This is a genomic window from Streptomyces sp. NPDC058872 (genome assembly GCF_042743065.1).
Taxonomy (GTDB): domain Bacteria; phylum Actinomycetota; class Actinomycetes; order Streptomycetales; family Streptomycetaceae; genus Streptomyces.
This window is the reverse complement of sequence record NZ_JBHYMK010000009.1, coordinates 57,361-77,825: the sequence shown is the minus strand read 5'-3', so window position 1 is coordinate 77,825 and position 20,465 is coordinate 57,361. Positions and strand designations below refer to the sequence as shown.

Annotated in this window: 22 protein-coding genes, 4 tRNA genes and 1 pseudogene; 19 read left to right on the top strand and 8 right to left on the bottom strand. The window is 70.8% G+C overall.

Annotated features, from left to right (window positions below):
* The first annotated feature begins 8 nt into the window (after positions 1-8).
* The 5 genes from ACFW22_RS07915 to ACFW22_RS07895 all read left to right on the top strand — a co-directional run bounded on the left by ACFW22_RS07915 (position 9) and on the right by ACFW22_RS07895 (position 4,990).
* Positions 9-1,562: a NuoM family protein gene (locus ACFW22_RS07915; protein WP_386400561.1), complete on the top strand. Its 1,554-nt coding sequence runs from the start codon at positions 9-11 to the stop codon at positions 1,560-1,562.
* On the top strand, positions 1,559-3,070 hold the full coding sequence (locus ACFW22_RS07910; RefSeq protein ID WP_386400398.1) for an NADH-quinone oxidoreductase subunit N: 1,512 nt from the start codon (positions 1,559-1,561) through the stop codon (positions 3,068-3,070). Before ACFW22_RS07915 ends, ACFW22_RS07910 begins: the two co-directional genes overlap by 4 nt.
* Before the next feature lie 42 nt (positions 3,071-3,112).
* Positions 3,113-3,568 (top strand): large conductance mechanosensitive channel protein MscL, encoded by a 456-nt coding sequence (mscL, locus tag ACFW22_RS07905; protein WP_386400396.1) that lies wholly within the window; start codon positions 3,113-3,115, stop codon positions 3,566-3,568.
* 160 nt (positions 3,569-3,728) lie between these two features.
* Positions 3,729-4,592, top strand: coding sequence for a zinc metalloprotease HtpX (gene htpX / locus ACFW22_RS07900; RefSeq protein WP_386400393.1), 864 nt, complete (start codon positions 3,729-3,731; stop codon positions 4,590-4,592).
* On the top strand, positions 4,589-4,990 hold the full coding sequence (locus ACFW22_RS07895; protein ID WP_386400391.1) for a YccF domain-containing protein: 402 nt from the start codon (positions 4,589-4,591) through the stop codon (positions 4,988-4,990). The genes htpX and ACFW22_RS07895 overlap by 4 nt, the downstream gene beginning before the upstream one ends.
* A gap of 108 nt (positions 4,991-5,098) precedes the next feature.
* On the opposite strand, the gene ACFW22_RS07890 is transcribed toward ACFW22_RS07895, so the two are convergent.
* The 4 genes from ACFW22_RS07890 to ACFW22_RS07875 form a co-directional block, all read right to left on the bottom strand.
* The gene (locus ACFW22_RS07890; protein WP_386400389.1) at positions 5,099-6,337 is read right to left on the bottom strand and encodes an APC family permease; all 1,239 of its coding nucleotides are present in this window, start codon (positions 6,335-6,337) and stop codon (positions 5,099-5,101) included.
* A gap of 10 nt (positions 6,338-6,347) precedes the next feature.
* Positions 6,348-6,989 carry an alpha-ketoglutarate-dependent dioxygenase AlkB family protein gene (locus ACFW22_RS07885; RefSeq protein WP_386400387.1) on the bottom strand — a complete coding sequence of 214 codons (642 nt, stop codon included), beginning with the start codon at positions 6,987-6,989 and terminating at the stop codon, positions 6,348-6,350.
* Positions 6,986-7,483: a methylated-DNA--[protein]-cysteine S-methyltransferase gene (locus ACFW22_RS07880; RefSeq protein ID WP_386400385.1), complete on the bottom strand. Its 498-nt coding sequence runs from the start codon at positions 7,481-7,483 to the stop codon at positions 6,986-6,988. Before ACFW22_RS07880 ends, ACFW22_RS07885 begins: the two co-directional genes overlap by 4 nt.
* Positions 7,484-7,577: 94 nt before the next feature.
* On the bottom strand, positions 7,578-8,066 hold the full coding sequence (locus ACFW22_RS07875) for a YajQ family cyclic di-GMP-binding protein (protein WP_147980723.1): 489 nt from the start codon (positions 8,064-8,066) through the stop codon (positions 7,578-7,580).
* A gap of 173 nt (positions 8,067-8,239) precedes the next feature.
* Here ACFW22_RS07875 and ACFW22_RS07870 point away from each other — a divergent pair.
* A tRNA-Tyr gene (locus ACFW22_RS07870) sits at positions 8,240-8,321 on the top strand.
* A 174-nt stretch (positions 8,322-8,495) separates the two neighbouring features.
* Here the strand turns inward: ACFW22_RS07870 and ACFW22_RS07865 are convergent.
* Positions 8,496-9,152: an SDR family oxidoreductase gene (locus ACFW22_RS07865; RefSeq protein WP_386400383.1), complete on the bottom strand. Its 657-nt coding sequence runs from the start codon at positions 9,150-9,152 to the stop codon at positions 8,496-8,498.
* 2 nt (positions 9,153-9,154) lie between these two features.
* On the bottom strand, positions 9,155-10,435 hold the full coding sequence (locus ACFW22_RS07860; protein ID WP_386400381.1) for an amidohydrolase family protein: 1,281 nt from the start codon (positions 10,433-10,435) through the stop codon (positions 9,155-9,157).
* A gap of 206 nt (positions 10,436-10,641) precedes the next feature.
* Between ACFW22_RS07860 and ACFW22_RS07855 the strand changes: the two genes are divergently transcribed.
* The 6 genes and pseudogenes from ACFW22_RS07855 to ACFW22_RS07830 all read left to right on the top strand — a co-directional run.
* Positions 10,642-10,714 (top strand) — tRNA-Thr (locus tag ACFW22_RS07855).
* A gap of 44 nt (positions 10,715-10,758) precedes the next feature.
* Positions 10,759-10,831 (top strand) — tRNA-Met (locus ACFW22_RS07850).
* Positions 10,832-10,919: 88 nt separating this feature from the next.
* Positions 10,920-11,084 carry a 50S ribosomal protein L33 gene (gene rpmG / locus ACFW22_RS07845; protein WP_003956487.1) on the top strand — a complete coding sequence of 55 codons (165 nt, stop codon included), beginning with the start codon at positions 10,920-10,922 and terminating at the stop codon, positions 11,082-11,084.
* A gap of 112 nt (positions 11,085-11,196) precedes the next feature.
* Positions 11,197-11,649, top strand: coding sequence for a MaoC family dehydratase N-terminal domain-containing protein (locus tag ACFW22_RS07840; protein ID WP_386400379.1), 453 nt, complete (start codon positions 11,197-11,199; stop codon positions 11,647-11,649).
* A gap of 2 nt (positions 11,650-11,651) precedes the next feature.
* A complete protein-coding gene (locus tag ACFW22_RS07835) occupies positions 11,652-12,080 on the top strand; it encodes a MaoC family dehydratase (RefSeq protein ID WP_386400377.1) in 429 nt (142 codons plus the stop codon).
* Positions 12,081-12,120: 40 nt separating this feature from the next.
* A pseudogene (locus ACFW22_RS07830) lies at positions 12,121-13,194 on the top strand (UDP-N-acetylmuramate dehydrogenase); the annotation flags it as partial.
* A gap of 49 nt (positions 13,195-13,243) precedes the next feature.
* Here the strand turns inward: ACFW22_RS07830 and ACFW22_RS07825 are convergent.
* Positions 13,244-14,308, bottom strand: a complete 1,065-nt coding sequence (locus ACFW22_RS07825; protein ID WP_386400375.1) for an adenosine deaminase — start codon at positions 14,306-14,308, stop codon at positions 13,244-13,246.
* 118 nt (positions 14,309-14,426) lie between these two features.
* Positions 14,427-15,653: a pyridoxal phosphate-dependent aminotransferase gene (locus ACFW22_RS07820; protein ID WP_386400373.1), complete on the bottom strand. Its 1,227-nt coding sequence runs from the start codon at positions 15,651-15,653 to the stop codon at positions 14,427-14,429.
* 205 nt (positions 15,654-15,858) lie between these two features.
* Here ACFW22_RS07820 and ACFW22_RS07815 point away from each other — a divergent pair.
* The 7 genes from ACFW22_RS07815 (at position 15,859) to rplL (ending at position 20,302) form a co-directional block, all read left to right on the top strand.
* Positions 15,859-15,931: transfer RNA gene (locus ACFW22_RS07815), tRNA-Trp, on the top strand.
* 103 nt (positions 15,932-16,034) lie between these two features.
* The gene (gene secE / locus ACFW22_RS07810) at positions 16,035-16,322 is read left to right on the top strand and encodes a preprotein translocase subunit SecE (RefSeq protein ID WP_384884524.1); all 288 of its coding nucleotides are present in this window, start codon (positions 16,035-16,037) and stop codon (positions 16,320-16,322) included.
* Between the two features lie 43 nt (positions 16,323-16,365).
* The gene (nusG, locus tag ACFW22_RS07805; protein WP_386400370.1) at positions 16,366-17,184 is read left to right on the top strand and encodes a transcription termination/antitermination protein NusG; all 819 of its coding nucleotides are present in this window, start codon (positions 16,366-16,368) and stop codon (positions 17,182-17,184) included.
* A gap of 183 nt (positions 17,185-17,367) precedes the next feature.
* Complete coding sequence (gene rplK / locus ACFW22_RS07800; protein ID WP_030687894.1) at positions 17,368-17,802, top strand: 50S ribosomal protein L11; 435 nt, start codon at positions 17,368-17,370, stop codon at positions 17,800-17,802.
* A 77-nt stretch (positions 17,803-17,879) separates the two neighbouring features.
* Positions 17,880-18,608, top strand: a complete 729-nt coding sequence (gene rplA / locus ACFW22_RS07795) for a 50S ribosomal protein L1 (RefSeq protein WP_386400368.1) — start codon at positions 17,880-17,882, stop codon at positions 18,606-18,608.
* A 668-nt stretch (positions 18,609-19,276) separates the two neighbouring features.
* Entirely contained in the window at positions 19,277-19,807 is a 531-nt protein-coding gene (gene rplJ, locus ACFW22_RS07790) for a 50S ribosomal protein L10 (RefSeq protein WP_384884515.1), read from the top strand.
* Between the two features lie 111 nt (positions 19,808-19,918).
* The gene (gene rplL, locus ACFW22_RS07785) at positions 19,919-20,302 is read left to right on the top strand and encodes a 50S ribosomal protein L7/L12 (protein ID WP_266968276.1); all 384 of its coding nucleotides are present in this window, start codon (positions 19,919-19,921) and stop codon (positions 20,300-20,302) included.
* The last annotated feature ends 163 nt before the right edge of the window (positions 20,303-20,465 follow it).

Below are 20,465 nucleotides of genomic sequence, written 5' to 3'. Positions count from 1 at the left end.
AATCCGTGATGCAGTTCCTGCTGGCACTGATCGTCGTCGGCCCGCTGGCCGGCGCCGCCGCCGCCCTCCTCCCGGCCCCGCCCGGGCTGAAGGGGAAGTCACCCGACCAGGCCGTGCTCCGGCACGGCGTCACCGTCACCGGGGTGATCCTCCTCGCCGCGATCGTCCTCGCGCTCGGCTTCGACCACGACCACCCGTCGACGATGCAGGCCACCACGGACATCAGTTGGATCGGCGCGCTCGACGTGCGCATCCACCTCGGCGTCGACGGCATCTCCCTCCCCCTCCTGGTCCTGACCGCGCTGCTGACCTTCCTCTGCGCGCTGTACAGCTACTTCAAGATGCCGACGGGACCGTCCCCGAAGGCGTTCGTCGCCCTGCTGCTCGTGCTGGAGTCCGGCACCCTCGCCACCTTCGCCGTCCTCGACCTCGTCCTGTTCTTCCTGGCCTTCGAGACGGTCCTCATCCCCATGTACTTCCTCATCGCCCGCTGGGGCGGCGCGGGCAGGGGGCCCGCCGCCGGGAAGTTCATCCTCTACACGCTGCTCGGCTCCGTCGTCATGCTGCTCGGCCTCCTCCTCATCGGCATCGAGGCGGGCACCTTCGACATGGTGGCACTCGCCACCGACAACGGCCGCGGGTTGACCGCATCGGTCCAGCTCGTCGCCGTTCTCGCGATCGGCCTCGGGCTCGCCGTGAAGACTCCGATGTGGCCGCTGCACAGTTGGCTCCCGGACGCCCACACCGCCGCCCCGACCGTCGGGTCCGTGCTCCTCGCCGGCGTCCTGCTCAAGATGGGCACGTACGGATTCGTCCGGATCGTCCTCCCGATCGCCCCCGACGGCATGCGGACCTTCGCCCCGTACCTGGCGGCCTTCGCCGTCGCCGGGATCATCTACGGATCGCTCGCCTGCCTCGCCCTCGTCCGCCCCGGCAACAAGGGCGACCTCAAGCGCCTCATCGCCTACTCCTCCGTCGGACACATGGGCTTCGTGCTCCTCGGCATCGCCACGATGACCCCGACCGGCGTCAACGGGGCGCTCTTCGCCAACATCGCCCACGGCCTCATCACCGGCCTGCTGTTCTTCCTGGTCGGGGCGGTCAAGGACCGTTACGGCACCGCCGACCTCGACACCCTCGCCGGGGCCACCGGAGCCGCCCTCTACGGCCGCGCCCCCCGCCTCGGCGCCCTGCTCGCCTTCGCCGCCGTCGCCTCCCTCGGGCTCCCCGGCCTCGCCGGCTTCTGGGGCGAGATGCTGGCCCTCTTCGGCGCCTTCGACCCCGCCGAAGGCCTCAGCCGTCCCGCCTTCCTCACCTTCACGGCGATCGGCGCCTTCGGCACCCTCCTCACCGCCGCCTACCTCCTCCTCGTCGTCCGCCGCGTCTGCATGGGCGGCCCGCGACCCGCGGCGGAGACGGCGATCCCCGACGTCCAGGCCTACGAGTTCGCCGCCTGGACCCCCCTCGTCGCCCTCACCGTCCTCGCCGGACTCTGGCCCGCCGTCCTCCTCGGCCTCACCGACCCGGCCGTCCAGCAGCTCCTCGCGGGAGGCCCCCGATGACGTCGTCCCTCGTCCAGTCCGTCGACTGGCTCACCATCGCGCCCCCCACCCTCACCGCGGTGGTCGCCCTCGCCGTCCTCGTCGCCGACCTCTTCCTGCCGCCGGAGCGCAAGCAGCTCCTCGGCTGGACCGCGATCGGCGGCCTCACCGCCGCCCTGGTGCTCCTCCTGCCCCTGCGGGCCGGCGACCGCTCCACCTTCTGCCTGACCGCCCGGGCCCAGGCCGCGGGCCACCTCGACGCGTGCAGCTACACCGCCGACCGCTTCACCCTCGTCATCCAGCTGCTCGTCCTCGCCGGCGCGCTGCTCACCGCGCTCCTCTCCCTGGACGCGACCCGCGAGCGGCTGCCGGCCGGCGAGTTCTGGTTCCTGCTGCTCTCCTCGGCCGCCGGCGCCGCCCTCCTGCCCGCCGCCCGGGACCTCGCCACCCTCGTCGTCGCCCTCGAAGTGGCCTCGCTGCCCGCGTTCGCCCTGGTCGGCCTCAAGCGCGGCGACCGCATGTCCGGCGAGGCCGCGCTCAAGTTCTTCCTGTCCTCCGTCACCGCGACCGCCGTCACCCTGCTCGGCGTCAGCTTCGTGTACGCGGCGACCGGCACCCTCCACCTCACGGAGATCGCCCAGCGCCTCGACGGGGTTCCCGGACAGCTCCAGACCCTCGCCCAGGCCGGCGTCGCCCTGACCCTCGTCGGCTTCGCCTTCAAGACGGCGGCGGTCCCCTTCCACTTCTGGGTGCCCGACACCTACGTCGGAGCCCCGCTGCCCGTCGCCGCCTACCTCTCCGTGGTCGGCAAGGCCGTCGGCTTCACCGGCCTGATCCTGGTGACGGTCGTCGCCTTCCCCTCGTACGCGGAGGTGTGGGGCCCGGCGCTCGCCGTGCTCGCCGCGCTCACCATGACCGCCGGCAACGTCGCCGCGCTCCGCCAGTCGCCCACCCGCGCCCGGAGCGCGGTGCGGCTGCTCGCCTGGTCCTCCGTCGCACAGGCCGGCTACCTCCTGGTGCCGATCGCGGCAGCCGCGTACTCCGACGGGAACCAGATCGGCGCCACCGTCGCGTACGCCCTGATGTACGCCGCCGTGAACCTCGGCGCCTTCGCGGTCGTCGCGCTCGTCGCCCGGGCCCGCCCGGAGAACCGGATCGCGGACTACCGGGGCCTGTACGCGGCGAGCCCCGCGGCGGCCCTCGCGCTCGCCTTCTTCCTCCTGAATCTGGCCGGTTTGCCCCCGGGTATCATCGGCCTCTTCGCCAAGGTGACCGTCTTCTCGACGGCCGTCGACGCGGGCCTCGGGTGGCTGGCCGTGGTCATGGGCATCAACGTCGTGATCGCACTCTCCTACTACCTGCGCTGGACGGCGCTGCTCTTCCGCACGCCGGAGGGCGCGACGGAGAGGACCTCCCAGCGGGCTTCCGCACCGGTCACCCTGGCGATCACGCTGACCGCCGCCGCCGGAGTCGTGCTGTCGGCCTACCCGCAGTTCGTCCTGGGCTTCGCGGCCACCGCGCTGTTCTGACCCCGGGCGCCCCCCACTGAGAGAACCGAGGAGCAACACCCCGTGCTGAACGGATTCAAGGACTTCATCCTTCGCGGGAACGTCATCTCGATGGCCATCGGTCTGGCGGTCGGCTCCGCCTTCACCGCCGTCGTCACCGGCTTCAGCAAGGCCTTCATCACCCCGCTCATCGGTCTCGCCACCGGCTCCGTCGGTGACTTCAGCCAAGCCCGCTTCACGGTCCGCGGCACGGACTTCCCCTACGGCCTGGCCATCTCCGCCCTCATAGCGTTCCTCATCACGGCCGCCGTCCTGTACTTCCTCTTCGTGGTGCCCATGGCCAGGATCCAGAAGAAGTTCGCCAAGGAGGAGGCCGCCGACCCCAAGGCCGAGAAGCGCGACTGCCCCCGTTGCCTCACCGCCATCCCGGCCATGGCCTCCCGCTGCGCCCACTGCACCAGCGAGGTCGAGCCCACCTCCCGCCACCTGGACCTGGACAAGGTCCCGGCCGCCCGCTGACCGGCCGCCCGCCCCTCACCCGTACGGCCCACACGGCACCCCCGCGAGCCGGGGAACCCGAGCCTCCCGCCTGGCGTTGACCAGTACGGGAGGGTCCACTGGACGAGTGGACCACCGCGAAGAAGAGGGTTCCCCTGCCGCACCACTTGGAGGGCGTACCGTGCACCGCCGGCACAACGGGCTGAGGACCGCCGTACTCCTCGGAGGGCTCTCGGCCCTCATCATCGTCATCGGCAGCTTCTTCGGGCGCACTGGCCTGATCGTCGCGCTCGTCGTGGCACTCGGCACCAATGCGTACGCCTACTGGAACAGCGACAAGTTGGCCTTGAGGGCCATGCGGGCCCGCCCGGTCAGCGAGTTCGAGGCCCCCGCGCTCTACCGGATGGTGCGCGAGCTCTCCACCCAGGCGCGCCAACCCATGCCCCGGCTCTACATCTCGCCGACCCAGGCACCGAACGCCTTCGCGACCGGCCGCAACCCGCGCAACGCCGCCGTCTGCTGCACCGAGGGCATCCTCGCCATCCTCGACGAGCGCGAGCTGCGCGGGGTCATCGGGCACGAGCTCAGCCACGTCTACAACCGGGACATCCTGATCTCCTCGGTCGCCGGAGCACTGGCTTCCGTGATCATGTTCCTGGTCAACTTCGCCTGGCTGATCCCGATCGGCCGTTCCAGCGACGACGACGGCCCGGGCCTCCTCGGCTATCTGCTGATCCTGATCCTGGGCCCGATCGCCGCCTCGATCATCCAACTCGCCATCTCGCGCTCCCGCGAGTACGAGGCCGATGCCTCCGGCGCGCAGCTCACCGGAGACCCGCTCGCCCTCGCCGGCGCCCTGCGGAAGCTGGAGGCCGGCACCAAGCAGTTGCCGCTGCCCCCCGAGCCCAAGATCGAGACCGCGAGCCACATGATGATCGCGAACCCCTTCCGGCCGGGCCAGGGCCTCTCCAAGATGTTCTCCACCCACCCGCCGATGGCCGAGCGGATCGCCCGGCTCGAACAGATGGCAGGTCGTCGCCCGTGAAGACAATCCTGAACGTCATATGGCTGATCCTGTGCGGCTTCTGGATGTTCCTCGGCTACATGCTCGCCGGCATCCTGCTCTGCATCACGATCATCGGCATCCCCTTCGGACTCGCGGCCTTCCGCATCGGCATCTACGCCCTCTGGCCCTTCGGCCACACGGTCGTGGACCGCCACGACGCGGGCGCCCCCTCCTGCGTGGGCAACGTGCTGTGGCTGATCCTCGCCGGCTGGTGGCTCGCGCTCGGCCACATCACCACCGGCATCGCCCTCTGCCTCACGATCATCGGCATCCCGCTCGGCATCGCCAACTTCAAGATGATCCCGGTGTCCCTGCTGCCCCTGGGCAAGGAGATCGTCCCCACGGACCAGGCCTACGGCTACGTGCCCCGCTCCTAGGCCGGGACGGGCGGCGGCCCCCGGCCGAGGGCCGTCCCGCACGGGCCCGACGCCCCCGCACGGGCCCGAACGCCGGGCCCGGGGGCTCCGTGCCGCGCCCGGGCGCGATCATGGAGTCGGGGGCGCGGCGCGGTCCCGGGTGACCGCCCAGGCCACCACCCCGGCCGCCAGGACGCCCGAGCCCGCCAGCACCGCACCGGGGGGCAGGGCGAAGGCCAGGCTGCCGCACCCGGCGAGCCCGAGCACGGCCAGGAGGCGGTTCCGGCCCCCCAGGGTCCAGGCGGAGGCGTTCGCGATGCCGTAGTAGACCAGTACCCCGAACGACGAGAAGCCGATGGCGCCCCGCACGTCCACCGTCGCCGCCACCACGGCCACCACCGCCCCCACCGCGAGCTCTGCCCGGTGCGGCACTTGGAAGCGGGGATGCACCGGGGTGAGCCCGGCCGGCAGGTATCCGTCACGGGCCATCGCCAGCGTCGTGCGGGACACGCCGAGGATCAGCGAGAGCAGTGAGCCGAGTGCGGCGACCGCCGCGCCCACGGTCACCAAGGGCACCAACCAGTCGGCGCCCGACGCCCGGGCCGCATCGGCGAGCGGCGCGGGGGAGTGGGCCAGGGCGGCGGGGCCGAGGGAGACCAGGGTGCCGACCGCGACGAGCCCGTAGACGGCCAGGGCTATGCCGAGCGCCAGCGGCACCGCCCGGGGGATGGTCCGGGCCGGATCGCGAACCTCCTCCCCGAGCGTGGCGATCCGCGCGTACCCCGCGAAAGCGAAGAAGAGCAAACCCGCGGCCTGCAGCACCCCGCCCGCAGCGACCTCTCCGCCGAAGGCCGGGAGCCCGGTTCCACCGGCTCCGAACGAGACCGCGACGACGCCGGCGAGCACCGCGAGGACCAGCGCCACGAGGATGCGGGTGAGGAGCGCGGACTTCTGGACTCCCGCGTAGTTGACGGCCGTGAGGGCCACCACGGCGGCGACCGCCACCAGCTGCTCCCGGCCCGGCCACAGGTAGGCGCCGACCGTCAGGGCCATCGCCGCGCACGAGGCGGTCTTGCCGACCACGAACGCCCACCCCGCCAGGTATCCCCAGAACGAACCGAGGCGTTCGCGACCGTACACATAGGTGCCGCCCGAAGCGGGATAGCGGGCGGCGAGCCGGGCCGAGGCCATGGCATTGCAGTACGCGACGGCGGCGGCCAGTCCGAGCGCCCAGAGCAGCCCCGCTCCGGAGCCGGCCGCGCCCGCGGCGGGGCCGAGCGCGACGAAGACGCCCGCCCCGATCATCGAACCGAGCCCGATCACGACCGCGTCGAAGACGCCGAGGGTGCGGCGCAGTTCCGATGTCATGCTCCGCACATTAGCCCGCGCGCAGGGGGCCCAGACCCGTCTCCCTGAGCGTGATGTTCAAGCGCCCCACCAGGCCGAGCGCCGGCTCGGCGGTCCCCGGGAACACCTGGGGAACGCCGTGGTGGACCCACCGCGAAGCACCGCCGAAGACGAAGAGGTCGCCGGAGGCGAGAGCGACGTCCCGGTACGGCCGGCCGCGGTTCTCCTCGTTCCCGAAGCGGAAGGTGCACCGGTCCCCGAGGCTCAGCGAGACCACCGGGGCCGGCGACCGTTCCTCCCGGTCCTGGTGCATGCCCATCCGCGCGCCCGGCGCGTAGAAGTTCACCAGCGCGGTGTCGGGGGCGAAGCCACCGTGCTCCCCGTACGCCTCGACGAGCGCCTCCCGTCCCAGGTCGACCAGCCAGTCCGGCAGTTCGACCCCGACCGCGTCGAGGTAGCGGTACGGCACCCACCGCCGCCCCAGGCACAGCGAGCGCACCGACATCACGCCGCCGCCCGGGAGCACGGTCTGCCGGTACGGCACCGGTCCGCGCCCCCATTCCCGGCAGGCCTCCACCAGCTCCCGCTGGCGTGCGAACGACAGCCACGCGGGTACGTGCACCGCCCCCGGGGCCACCGTGGCCCTTTCGCGGGGGAAGAGCCCCTCGGTCACACGAGGGCCCCTTCGAGCCCCAGGAGCCGTTCCTTCCGTTCCACCCCGGCGGCATAGCCGCGCAGGCTGCCGTCGGCGCCGATCACCCGGTGGCAGGGCCGTACCACCAGCAGCGGATTGCGTCCGATCGCGGTGCCCACGGCCCGCACCCCGGGCCCCTCCGACCCGACCTGCCGGGCGATCTCCCCGTAGGAGACGGTCGTCCCGTAGGGGATCTCCTCCAGGGCCCGCCAGACGCGCCGCTGGAACGCGGTGCCGGTGTCCGCGGCGACCGGCAGGTCGAACCGGTCCCGACGCCCGGCGAAGTACTCGTCCAGCTGACCGGCCGCCTCGACGAAGGCCTCCGGGGCGCGCGTCCACCCGTCCGCCGGCTCGACGGCGCCCTTCTGCCCCGGCAGGGACAGCGAGCGCAACACGGTCCGGCCCCCTTCGGCGAGCTGTCCGACCAGCAGCATCTCGCCCAGGGGGCCGTCGATGTATGCGTACACGGTCATGGCTGGTTCCTCTCCCCGGACGGGTCTTCCACGACCCAGTGTGCGGGGTCCGCCGAGCCCCGGGCTGGCGGTATTCGGACATGACCTTCCGGGGTCAGCGGTAGTTCACGAACTGGATCGCGAAGTCGAAGTCCTTGCCCTTGAGCAGCGCCTGCACGGCCTGCAGGTCGTCCCGGCTCTTCGAGCTGACCCGCAGCTCGTCGCCCTGCACCTGCGCCTTGACGCCCTTGGGGCCCTCGTCCCGGATGGCCTTCGCGACCTTCTTGGCGTTCTCCTGGGAGATGCCCTCCTCAATGGTGGCGAAGATCTTGTACTCCTTGCCGGACAGCTGCGGCTCGCCCGCGTCCAGCGACTTGAGGGAGATTCCGCGCTTGATCAGCTTGGTCTCGAAGATGTCGAGGATCGCCTTCACGCGCTCCTCGCCGTTCGCCTGCATCAGGATCTTCTCGCCGGACCAGGAGATCGAGGCGTCGGTCCCCTTGAAGTCGTAGCGCTGCGAGATCTCCTTCGCCGCCTGGTTGAGGGCGTTGTCGACCTCCTGCCGCTCGACCTTGGAGACGATGTCGAAACTGGAGTCGGCCATGACTCGTGGCTCCTTGCTCGGATGCTGTGGGGTACGCCCCAAAGCCTAGGGGGTGAGCCACCCGCCGAACCGCTGATCAATCCGGTGGCGAAGCACCCCGGAGGATCAGGTATTGTTTACGTCGTTGCCGGGGAACACCGCAGAACAGCGGGGAACCAGGGCAGCGAACCCATGGCGATGTGCCCGAGTGGCCAATGGGAGCGGACTGTAAATCCGTCGGCTTAGCCTACCCAGGTTCGAATCCTGGCGTCGCCACGCTTGAAGAACGGCCCCTGATCTGCGGAAACGCGATCAGGGGCCGTCTGCGTGTGCACGTGCCGCCGGGCGACCGGTCCCGCTCCACCGTGCGCCCCGCCTGCCGGGCGCGGACGGGGCGCGGACGGGGCGCGGACGGGGCGCGGACGGGAAGGCCCGTGCGTGGTCCCGGGGTCAGTTCCCCGCGACGTCCTTCACCGCGACCGACAGCGGAACCGATCCGGCGATCAGCTCCAGGGTGAGCCCGGCGGTGCCGGGGGTGTCGAGGAGCTCGGCGAGGACCGCGGCCACGTCGTCCCGGGGCACCGGGCCGCGCCCCGTACGGGCCTCCAGCCGCACCATTCCCGTGCCCGCGTCGTCGGTCAGTCCGCCCGGGCGCAGGACCGTCCAGTCCAGTTGCGTGCGGGAGCGGACCGCGTCGTCGGCCGCGCCCTTCGCGCGCAGATAGGCGTCGAAGACCTCGTCGCCCGGGTGCGAGGCGTCCGCCCCCATCGACGAGACCATGACGTACCGCCGCACGCCCGCGCGCTCCGCCGCGTCCGCGAGGAGCACCGCGGCGGCCCGGTCCACCGTGTCCTTGCGGGCCGGGCCGCTGCCGGGCCCGGCACCCGCCGCGAAGACGACCGCGTCGACGCCCTGCAGCACGGCGGCGACCATCTCCACCGACGCCGACTCCAGGTCCAGGACGACGGGCTCGGCGCCCGCCTCCCGCAGGTCGGCGCCCTGTTCCGGTCTGCGGATGATCCCCGCGACCTCGTGCCCGGCCGCCGAGAGCAGGCGCTCCAGGCGCAGGGCGATCCGTCCGTGTCCTCCAGCGATGACGATGCGCATACTCACGACCGTACGTCGGGACCGGCCGGGGGGCTCCCCGGCCGGGGCGGCCGTGCCGGACGCACCTGTCGCGGCAGGTCCAGGGCCGCTGCCGAGTCGCAGTACTCCCGCACCGCGCTGGTCCGCGCCACCACGCGCCCCCGGTGCACCACGATCCGGCTGTACGCGAGGGACAGCGCGCCGGCCAGCCGCTCGCCGCGCACCGCGAGGAGCTCCGCCGGGAAGCCCGCTTCCACCCGCACCTCGGGCAGGCCCATCACCGCCCGCGCCTCCGCGCTCACCGCCCCGTACGCCTCCGCGGGCGGCAGCCCGCCGAGCGAAGCGAGCAGGTAGGCCGCTTCCAGCGGGTCGCCGCGCCCCACCGGGTTGGACGCGTCCCGTAGCGCCCCGCTGCCCGCCGCGACCCGCACCCCGGCCGCCCGCAGCAGTCGCACCGGCGCCGCCCCGCGCCGCTCCGTCGCCCCGCACCCGCCCTGCGGCAGGCACACCACCGTCACCCCGGCCGCCGCCAACCGGTCCGCCGCCCGGTGCGCCACATCGGCGGGGAGCCGGTCGAGCCCGTTGCAGGGCCCGATCGCCACCCCGGGCCGCAGTCCGCCGACCATCGCGGCCAGACGGGCGAGCCGGGCCGGGTCGTCACCCGCGGTGTGCAGGTCGACGGGGACCCCGTGCTCGGCCGCCACGTCGAGCACCGCCTCCACGTAACCGGCCGGGTCCGGGTCGAGGTCCGGGCAGCCGCCGACCACGGAGGCCCCCATCTTCACCGCGTCCCGCAACATCGCGAGTCCGTCCGCGCCCGCGACGCCGGTGAGCAGGCGGGGCACGGCGACGGTCGCCAGGTCGACGAGGCCGCGCAGCGAGCGCCGGGCCTGGAGCACGGCTTCGAGCGGGCCGAGCCCCTGGACGTCGCCGATCCGCACGTGCGCGCGGAGCGCCGTCGCACCGTGGCCCAGCTGGAGCAGCGCGGCCTCGGTGGCGCGCCGCTGCACTTCCTCGGTGGAGTACGGGACGGGGCCGGGCACGTCGGCGGAGAGCGCGGTGTCGGCGTGGGCGTGGGGCTCGGCCGCGGCGGGCAGCAGGAGGTGCCCGGAGAGGTCGACCCGTGCGCCGGTGACGGCGAGGCTGCCCGCGGTGCCGACGGCCTCGATCCGTCCGCCGGCCACGCGGACGTCCACGGTCCGACCGTCGGCGAGCCGTGCGCGGGAGAGCAGGAGCGAGGTCGAGTCGGCGGTGGCGGCGGCCCCGTCCTCGGGCGGCTGGGGCTGCTTGCTGTCGGCTGACATCGGGCTCCTCAAGGCTCCTCAAGATCAAGATCGCGAAGCGTGGGGCCGAGCCTAGGGGCGCCCGGAGCGACCTTCGAGGAGGAGCGCAATAGTCGTACCGATGAGGCCACGAGTGGCGTACGGGACGCCTGGTGAGCGCCGTCGCCCGGTCGGGCGGAAACGGATTTGGGTGATGGGCCGCAGACCGTGTAATGTCTTCCTCGCTCGCCCCAATAGCTCAGTCGGTAGAGCGTCTCCATGGTAAGGAGAAGGTCTACGGTTCGATTCCGTATTGGGGCTCTGGTGAGAGGGATCCCGCCTTCGGGTGGGATCCGGATCATCAAAGCGGTGTAGCTCAGTCGGTAGAGCAAGCGGCTCATAATCGCTGTGTCACCGGTTCAAGTCCGGTCACCGCTACAGATAGTAGCCGATTGTGGGGTCGGTCCTGCGATCGGCTACTCTTCTATGCGTTCATCCGTCTATCCGTCCGTCAAGGAGCACTCACGTGGCTGCCACCGACGTCCGCCCGAAGATCACGCTGGCCTGCGTGGAGTGCAAGGAGCGGAACTACATCACCAAGAAGAACCGGCGCAACAACCCGGACCGTCTTGAGATGAAGAAGCACTGCCCTCGCTGCAACTCGCACACGGCGCACCGCGAGACGCGCTAACCAGGCTCGTACACGAGGCCGTCCCCACTCGGGGGCGGCCTCGTGTCGTTTGTCGCCACTATCGGCAACACCGACGACATCGGCAAAAAATCCAGCAGGAGGTATCGAGTCCATGGCGCTCGACCAGTCCTTCGTGGGCCGGACCTATCCGCCCACCGCGCCCTACGAAGTCGGCCGCGAGAAGATCCGCGAATTCGCCGAAGCGATCGGTGACGCCAATCCCGCGTACACCGACGCCGAAACCGCCAAGGCGCTCGGACACCCCGATGTGATCGCCCCGCCGACTTTCGTGTTCGCCATCACCTTCAAGGCCGCCGGCGCCGTCATCGAGGACCCGCAGCTCGGCCTCGACTACAGCCGGGTCGTCCACGGGGACCAGAAGTTCGCCTACACCAGGCCCGTGCGGGCCGGGGACCGGCTCTCGGTCACCTCCACCATCGAGGCGATCAAGTCCCTCGCCGGCAACGACATCCTCGACATCCGCGGCGAGGTCCACGACGCCTCCGGCGAGCACGTCGTCACCGCCTGGACCAAGCTCGTCTCCCGTGCACCCGAGGGGGCCTGACCATGACCGCCAGGATCGCTTACGACGAGGTCGAGGTCGGCACCGAGCTGCCCGCGCAGACCTTCCCCGTGACCCGCGCCACGCTCGTCCGGTACGCCGGCGCCTCCGGGGACTTCAACCCCATCCACTGGAACGAGAAGTTCGCGGTCGGGGTCGGCCTCCCGGACGTCATCGCCCACGGCATGTTCACCATGGCCGAGGCGATCCGTGTCGTCACCGACTGGACCGGCGACCCCGCCGCCGTGGTCGAGTACGGGGTCCGCTTCACCAAGCCGGTCGTGGTCCCCAACGACGACGAGGGCGCCGAGATCGAGGTCAGCGCCAAGGTGGCCGCCAAGCTCGACGACCAGCGGGTGCGCGTCGACATCACCGCGGTGAGCGCCGGCCAGAAGGTGCTGGGCATGTCCCGGGCCGTGGTCCGCCTCGCCTGACCGCAGGAGCGCCACGGGCCCGTCGCGGAAGCGGCGGGCCCGTACCCTTGAGCCCGTGCAGCAGATCGCAGACGCCCCCCTCGCGCCCCTGACCACCTTCCGGCTCGGCGGCCCCGCCACCCGGCTCGTCACCGCCACCACCGACGACGAGGTCATCGCGGCGGTCCGCGCGGCCGACGCCGCCGGGACCCCGCTGCTGCTCATCGGCGGCGGCTCCAACCTGATCGTCGGCGACAAGGGCTTCGACGGCACGGCGCTGCACATCGCCACCACCGGCTTCTCGCTCGACGGGACCCGCCTGGAGCTCGCCGCCGGCGAGGTCTGGACGGACGCCGTGGCCCGGACCGTCGAGGCCGGGCTCGCCGGGATCGAGTGCCTGGCGGGCATCCCCGGCTCCGCGGGCGCGACCCCGATCCAGAACGTCGGCGCCTACGGGCAGGACGTCTCCGCCACCATCACCGAGGTCGTCGCCTACGACCGCCGCGCCGAGGAGACGGTCACCCTCGCCAACGCCGAGTGCGCCTTCTCGTACCGCCACAGCCTCTTCAAGGACCAGCCCGACCGGTACGTCGTGCTCCGGGTCCGTTTCCGGCTGGAGGACGCCGGCGGGCTCTCCGCGCCGATCAAGTACGCCGAGACCGCCCGCGCCCTGGGCGTCGAGGCCGGTGACCGGGTGCCGCTGGCCACCGCCCGCGAGACCGTGCTGCGGCTGCGCGCCGGCAAGGGCATGGTGCTGGACCCCGCGGATCACGACACCTGGTCCGCCGGTTCCTTCTTCACCAACCCGATCCTCACGGCTGAGGAGCACACGGCCTTCCTCGCGCGCGTGGCCGGGCGACTCGGCCCCGACGTCGCCCCGCCGGCCTTCCCGGCGGGCGAGGACGGCGCCGTGAAGACCTCGGCGGCCTGGCTCATCGACCGGGCCGGCTTCACCAAGGGGTACGGCTCCGGGCCCGCCCGGATCTCGACCAAGCACACGCTCGCCCTCACCAACCGCGGCGAGGCCAGCACCGAGGACCTGCTCGCCCTCGCCCGCGAGGTCGTGGCGGGCGTCCGGGACGCCTTCGGGATCACCCTGGTCAACGAACCCGTGATGGTCGGCGTCACCCTCTGACGCCCCGCACGCGGTCCCGCCGCCCTCCGCGCGGCACCGCCGAAGGGGGTCAGCCCACCGGCAGCGCCAGCCAGTCGTCGATCCCCGAGAGCAGCTTCGTCCGCACGTCCTCGGGGGCCGCCGAGCCCCGCACCGACTGGCGCGCCAGCTCCGCGAGCTCCGCGTCCGTGAACGCGTGGTGCCGGCGGGCGATCTCGTACTGGGCGGCCAGCCGGGAACCGAAGAGCAGCGGGTCGTCCGCGCCCAGCGCCATCGGCACCCCCGCCTCGAAGAGCGTCCGGAGCGGGACGTCCTCGTGCTTCTCGTACACGCCCAGGGCCACGTTCGACGACGGGCAGACCTCACAGGTCACGCCCCTCTCGGCGAGCTTGCGCAGCAGCCGCGGATCCTCCGCCGACCGCACCCCGTGACCGACCCGGGCCGCCCGCAGGTCGTCCAGGCAGTCCCGGACCGACGCCGGCCCCGTCAACTCGCCGCCGTGCGGGGCGGCGAGCAGGCCGCCCTCGCGCGCGATCGCGAAGGCACGGTCGAAGTCCCTGGCCATGCCCCGCCGCTCGTCGTTCGAGAGCCCGAAGCCGACCACGCCCCGGTCGGCGTACCGCACGGCGAGCCGGGCGAGCGTACGCGCCTCCAGCGGGTGCTTCATCCGGTTCGCGGCGACCAGCACCCGCATCCCGAGGCCGGTCTCGCGCGAGGCCGCGTCGACCGCGTCGAGGATGACCTCCAGCGCCGGGATGAGCCCGCCGAGGTGCGGGGCGTACGAGGTGGGGTCGACCTGTATCTCCAGCCAGCCCGAGCCGTCCGTGACGTCCTCCTGGGCCGCCTCCCGGACGAGCCGCTGGATGTCCTCCGGCGCGCGCAGACAGGAGCGGGCGATGTCGTACAGCCGCTGGAAGCGGAACCAGCCGCGTTCGTCGGTCGCCCGTAGCCTCGGGGGCGTACCGCTGCTCAAGGCCTCCGGCAGGTGCACGCCGTACTTGTCGGCCAGCTCGATGAGCGTGGTGGGCCGCATCGAACCGGTGAAGTGCAGGTGCAGATGGGCCTTGGGCAGCAGGGCGATGTCGCGCGGGGCGTCCTGGGTGGTCGGGGTGCGTTCCCCTGAAAAGGCCAGCATTGGCCGATCCTGCCGCACCCGAATGGACCAAGACACCCCTTTTCCCCGATCGGGACCTTGCTAGAACGCAAAAACGGGCCCCCGGTTCCGCAGAACCGGGGGCCCGTCGCGAGCGGCGTCAGTCGGTCGCCTCGGCGAGGAGCTTCTGGATCCGGGACACGCCCTCCACCAGGTCCTCGTCACCGAGCGCGTACGAGAGGCGCAGGTAGCCCGGGGTGCCGAAGGCCTCGCCCGGGACGACCGCGACCTCGGCCTCGTCCAGGATCAGGGCGGCCAGCTCGACCGAGTCCTGCGGACGCTTGCCGCGGATCTCCTTGCCGAGCAGACCCTTCACCGAGGGGTACACGTAGAACGCGCCCTCGGGCGTCGGGCAGTACACGCCCTCGATCTCGTTCAGCATCCGCACGATCGTCTGGCGGCGGCGGTCGAAGGCGGTGCGCATCTCCGCCACCGCGTCCAGCTTGCCGGAGACCGCGGCGAGCGCGGCCACCTGCGCGACGTTGCTCACGTTGGACGTGGCGTGCGACTGCAGGTTCGTCGCGGCCTTCACGACGTCCTTCGGGCCCACGATCCACCCGACGCGCCAGCCCGTCATCGCGTACGTCTTCGCCACGCCGTTGACCACGATGCACTTGTCGCGCAGCTCGGGCACGATCGCCGGCAGCGAGGTGAACTTCGCCTCGCCGTAGACCAGGTGCTCGTAGATCTCGTCGGTCATGACCCACAGGCCGTGCTCGACGGCCCAGCGGCCGATCGCCTCGGCGTCCGCCTCGCTGTAGACCGCGCCGGTCGGGTTCGAGGGGGAGACGAAGAGGACGACCTTGGTCTTCTCCGTGCGGGCCGCCTCCAACTGCTCCACCGACACCCGGTAGCCGGTGGTCTCGTCGGCGACCACCTCGACCGGCACGCCGCCCGCGAGGCGGATCGACTCGGGGTAGGTCGTCCAGTACGGGGCCGGGACGATGACCTCGTCGCCCGGGTCGAGGATCGCGGCGAAGGCCTCGTAGATCGCCTGCTTGCCGCCGTTGGTCACCAGGATCTGGGAGGCGTCGACCTCGTAGCCGGAGTCGCGCAGCGTCTTGGCGGCGATCGCGGCCTTCAGCTCGGGCAGGCCACCGGCCGGCGTGTAGCGGTGGTACTTCGGGTTCTTGCAGGCCTCGACGGCCGCTTCGACGATGTAGTCCGGCGTCGGGAAGTCGGGCTCACCCGCGCCGAAGCCGATCACCGGACGACCGGCGGCCTTGAGGGCCTTGGCCTTGGCGTCGACGGCGAGGGTGGCGGACTCGGAGATCGCACCGATCCGGGCGGAGACCCGGCGCTCGGTGGGAGGGGTAGCAGCGCTCATACGGGCCATCGTCCCAGACCCCGTCGAGGCCCGGCACACAGGTTTCACGGACCGGACAGGAACGGTCATTCCCGGTCGTACGCGCGTCCGTCGGCAGGTCGGCGCGCTTTCTGTTCGACGTAGGGGCCCATGACCACGTATGCTCACTGCTCGTTGGCCCGCACCGACCACATCTCAGGATGCGGTAGGTTAGGGGAACCGACAAAGGGTCGTAGCTCAATTGGTAGAGCACCGGTCTCCAAAACCGGCGGTTGGGGGTTCAAGTCCCTCCGGCCCTGCTACACACACCGCCAGGTGTTGTGCGCATGTACGTACTTCATTGCACCGCCGTGCGGCTCCACCCGGGCGCGGCACGGCCGACCCGGAATCAGGTGAGAGATCGTGACGGACGCCGTAGGCTCCATCGACATGCCTGATGCCGACGACGAGACCACAGAGTCGAAGAAGAAGTCCCGCAAGGGCGGGAAGCGCGGAAAGAAGGGCCCCTTCGGCCGCCTCGCGCTCTTCTACCGCCAGATCATCGCCGAGCTCCGCAAGGTCGTCTGGCCCACGCGCAGCCAGCTGACGACGTACACCACCGTGGTGATTGTCTTCGTCGTCATCATGATCGGCCTTGTCACCGTGATTGACTATGGCTTCCAGGAAGCAGTCAAGTACGTCTTCGGCTGACTTTTTGTTCCACCCATCTGTATCGCAGGAAGAAGCAGCCACCGTGTCTGACGCGAACCTGAACGACGCCTTCGAGTCCGAGTCCGTCAAGGACGAGCTGGACACCGTCGAGGCCGCCGCCGAGGACCAGGCCGACGCTGCTGCTGAGGACGCTGCCGAAGAGGCCGCCGTCGAGGTTGACGAGGTCGACGAGGTCGAGGCCGCCGAGGAAGAGACCGCGGAGGAGGCCGAGCCGGCCGCCCCGGTCGACCCGGTCGCCGCGCTCCGCGAGGAACTGCGCACCCTGCCCGGCGAGTGGTACGTCATCCACACCTACGCGGGCTACGAGAAGCGCGTGAAGGCCAACCTCGAACAGCGTGCCGTCTCGCTCAACGTCGAGGACTTCATCTACCAGGCCGAGGTCCCCGAGGAAGAGATCGTCCAGATCAAGGGCGGCGAGCGGAAGAACGTCAAGCAGAACAAGCTCCCGGGCTACGTCCTCGTCCGCATGGACCTGACGAACGAGTCCTGGGGCGTCGTCCGCAACACCCCCGGCGTCACCGGCTTCGTGGGCAACGCCTACGACCCGTACCCGCTGACCCTGGACGAGATCGTCAAGATGCTCGCCCCGGAGGCCGAGGAGAAGGCCGCCCGCGAGGCCGCCGAGGCCGAGGGCAAGCCGGCTCCGGCCCGCAAGCTGGAGGTTCAGGTCCTGGACTTCGAGGTCGGCGACTCGGTCACCGTCACCGACGGTCCGTTCGCGACCCTCCAGGCCACGATCAACGAGATCAACCCGGACTCGAAGAAGGTCAAGGGCCTCGTCGAGATCTTCGGTCGCGAGACCCCGGTCGAGCTCAGCTTCGACCAGATCCAGAAGAACTGATCTCACCGCCTTCCGACCAGGTCAGAGCGGCACTCCCGAGGAGTGCTTCCCGCACGCGGGAGACGCTCTGACCTGCTCGGTTTTTAGCCGCACGACCATACCCGTTATCGTTGTGCGGTATGCCTGCATCCGGATGACCGGATGACGGGCTGAACACTCTCACTAGGACCCGGAGAGAAAGCAATGCCTCCCAAGAAGAAGAAGGTCACGGGGCTTATCAAGCTCCAGATCAACGCCGGTGCGGCCAACCCGGCCCCGCCGGTCGGCCCCGCGCTGGGTCAGCACGGCGTCAACATCATGGAGTTCTGCAAGGCCTACAACGCTGCGACCGAGTCGCAGCGCGGCATGGTCGTGCCGGTGGAGATCACGGTCTACGAAGACCGCACCTTCACCTTCATCACCAAGACCCCGCCGGCCGCCAAGCTGATCCTCAAGGCCGCGGGTGTGGAGAAGGGCTCCGGCGAGCCGCACAAGACCAAGGTCGCCAAGCTCACGGCCGCCCAGGTCCGCGAGATCGCCACGGTCAAGCTCCCCGACCTCAACGCCAACGACCTGGACGCCGCGTCCAAGATCATCGCTGGCACCGCCCGCTCCATGGGCATCACGGTCGAGGGCTGATCACCCCCGTTTGACCCCAGTGGTAGGGCCGGCGCGGCCCGCACCACGACTCCACACCTGAAACAACAGGAGAAGCAGTGAAGCGCAGCAAGGCTCTCCGCAGCGCGGACGCCAAGGTCGACCGCGAGCGGAACTACGCCCCCCTCGAGGCCGTCCGTCTCGCCAAGGACACCGCCACCACGAAGTTCGACGGCACCGTCGAGGTCGCCTTCCGCCTGGGTGTCGACCCGCGCAAGGCCGACCAGATGGTCCGTGGCACCGTGAACCTTCCGCACGGCACCGGCAAGACCGCCCGGGTCCTGGTCTTCGCGACCGGTGAGCGTGCCGAGGCCGCGATCGCCGCGGGCGCCGACATCGTCGGTTCCGACGAGCTCATCGACGAGATCTCCAAGGGCAACCGCCTGAACGAGTTCGACGCCGTTGTGGCCACCCCGGACCTCATGGGCAAGGTCGGCCGCCTCGGCCGCGTCCTCGGCCCGCGTGGTCTCATGCCGAACCCCAAGGTCGGCACCGTCACCCCCGATGTCGCGAAGGCCGTCAACGAGATCAAGGGCGGCAAGATCGAGTTCCGCGTCGACAAGCACTCGAACCTGCACTTCATCATCGGCAAGGTCTCCTTCGACGAGACGAAGCTGGTCGAGAACTACGCCGCGGCGCTGGAGGAGATCCTCCGTCTGAAGCCGTCCGCCGCGAAGGGTCGCTACATCAAGAAGGCGACCCTCACGACGACGATGGGCCCCGGCATCCCGCTGGACTCCAACCGCACCCGCAACCTCCTCGTCGAGGAGGACCCGGCCGCGGTCTGAGTCCCACGGACTCGCTGAGTGGTCAGCCGGCCCCGCACCTCTCCGGAGGTGCGGGGCCGGCTCTTTGCTGCGGTTCACAAGACCGTCAGGACACGAACCAACGGGGTGGGACACCGATGAGCAAGTCCGCACGGAGGCGCGTGGGGGCGTCCTGACGACCGCGGCCGTCACAGGAACGGGCGTCGCGGGCTGCCAGGGCGACGGGGATGCGAAGGCGGACCTCAAGGGCTACGACACCGAGCCCCGGGTCACCGAGGACGGCTACCCGGCGCGCAGGGACAGCGGTAGGAAGAGGGCCGAGGGCGCCGTGCAGGTCCGGGCCGACTGCGGCGACTACGGCGTCAAGGCAGCCGTCCAGGCCCCGCCGGCCGCGGACACCATGGATCTCTTCGAGCTGCTGAAGGGCCTCGGCCAGGGCGGATTTGCCCGAAGCCGAACCGGTCGCGTACTCTTTCGGAGAAGCCAAAGACCGCTGGTCGTCGCTGCGCCTTCAGGGTGCGGTGGCCGAAGGATTCGCTGAGATGCGAGCGACCCGCGCAGGTGACTGTGGAAGAGTTCCCGAATCCTTCGATTCGGTCGAGCTGTGCCCCGTGCGCCTGCGCCCGGGGCGTTTTGTTTTGTTCAGCCCCTTCTGCGCGGTCCCATCACCCGGAAGGAGGCCGACGCTCATGGCAAGGCCCGACAAGGCTGCCGCGGTAGCCGAGCTCAAGGACAAGTTCCAGAGCTCGAACGCCGTCGTGCTGACCGAGTACCGGGGTCTCACCGTGGCGCAGCTCAAGACGCTGCGTCGTTCGCTCGGTGAGAACGCCCAGTACGCCGTGGTGAAGAACACGCTGACCAAGATTGCGGCCAACGAGGCCGGGATCACCTCGCTCGACGACCAGTTCACCGGTCCGACGGGCGCTGCCTTCATCACCGGTGACCCGGTGGAGTCGGCGAAGGGTCTTCGTGACTTCGCCAAGGAGAACCCGAATCTCGTCATCAAGGGCGGTGTCCTTGACGGTAAGGCGCTGACCGCCGACGAGATCAAGAAGCTTGCGGACCTCGAGTCCCGCGAGGTTCTGCTCAGCAAGCTGGCCGGCGCGTTCAAGGGCAAGCAGTCCCAGGCTGCCTCGCTCTTCCAGGCGCTGCCGTCGAAGTTCGTCCGCACCGCGGAAGCGCTTCGCGTCAAGCTCGCCGAGCAGGGCGGTGCCGAGTAATTCGGCTCGCGCATTGATCCGCGCCGCTCTCGCGCGCGGGTCGCAGCGGGCCGTTACGCCCGCCTCTACATACATCCGGCACCTGCCGAATTAGTGGAAGGATCGCCCATCATGGCGAAGCTCTCTCAGGACGACCTCCTCGCCCAGTTCGAGGAGATGACCCTCATCGAGCTCTCTGAGTTCGTGAAGGCCTTCGAGGAGAAGTTCGACGTCACCGCCGCCGCGGCCGTCGCCGTTGCCGGCCCGGGTGCCCCGGCCGCCGGTGCCGAGGCCGTCGAGGAGCAGGACGAGTTCGACGTCATCCTCGAGGGTGCCGGCGACAAGAAGATCCAGGTCATCAAGGTCGTGCGCGAGCTCACCTCCCTGGGCCTCAAGGAGGCCAAGGACCTCGTCGACGGCACCCCGAAGCCGGTCCTCGAGAAGGTCGCGAAGGAGGCCGCCGAGAAGGCTGCCGAGTCCCTCAAGGCCGCCGGCGCCAGCGTCACGGTCAAGTAAGACCGTTTCGAGTCGCTGAGCTGACTCACGCCCCCGTGTAACACGGAGGCCCCGAGAGGCGATCATCCATCTGGGTGGTCGCCTCTCGGCGTTCTCCGGAAGGGGCGTGGCGGGCGTCCCGGGGGCCTCCGGAGGCGGAGTATGGTGATCTTCGCCGTGCGCC

Coding starts and splice junctions, on each gene's coding strand:
- ACFW22_RS07915 (WP_386400561.1), top strand. CDS start 9: ATGCAGTTCCTGCTGGCACTGATCGTCGTCGGCCCGCTGGCCGGCGCC.
- ACFW22_RS07910 (WP_386400398.1), top strand. CDS start 1,559: ATGACGTCGTCCCTCGTCCAGTCCGTCGACTGGCTCACCATCGCGCCC.
- ACFW22_RS07890 (WP_386400389.1), bottom strand. CDS start 6,337: ATGACATCGGAACTGCGCCGCACCCTCGGCGTCTTCGACGCGGTCGTG.
- ACFW22_RS07880 (WP_386400385.1), bottom strand. CDS start 7,483: ATGACCGTGTACGCATACATCGACGGCCCCCTGGGCGAGATGCTGCTG.
- ACFW22_RS07875 (WP_147980723.1), bottom strand. CDS start 8,066: ATGGCCGACTCCAGTTTCGACATCGTCTCCAAGGTCGAGCGGCAGGAG.
- ACFW22_RS07865 (WP_386400383.1), bottom strand. CDS start 9,152: ATGCGCATCGTCATCGCTGGAGGACACGGACGGATCGCCCTGCGCCTG.
- ACFW22_RS07860 (WP_386400381.1), bottom strand. CDS start 10,435: ATGTCAGCCGACAGCAAGCAGCCCCAGCCGCCCGAGGACGGGGCCGCC.
- ACFW22_RS07840 (WP_386400379.1), top strand. CDS start 11,197: ATGGCGCTCGACCAGTCCTTCGTGGGCCGGACCTATCCGCCCACCGCG.
- ACFW22_RS07835 (WP_386400377.1), top strand. CDS start 11,652: ATGACCGCCAGGATCGCTTACGACGAGGTCGAGGTCGGCACCGAGCTG.
- ACFW22_RS07825 (WP_386400375.1), bottom strand. CDS start 14,308: ATGCTGGCCTTTTCAGGGGAACGCACCCCGACCACCCAGGACGCCCCG.
- ACFW22_RS07820 (WP_386400373.1), bottom strand. CDS start 15,653: ATGAGCGCTGCTACCCCTCCCACCGAGCGCCGGGTCTCCGCCCGGATC.
- rplK (WP_030687894.1), top strand. CDS start 17,368: ATGCCTCCCAAGAAGAAGAAGGTCACGGGGCTTATCAAGCTCCAGATC.
- rplJ (WP_384884515.1), top strand. CDS start 19,277: ATGGCAAGGCCCGACAAGGCTGCCGCGGTAGCCGAGCTCAAGGACAAG.
- rplL (WP_266968276.1), top strand. CDS start 19,919: ATGGCGAAGCTCTCTCAGGACGACCTCCTCGCCCAGTTCGAGGAGATG.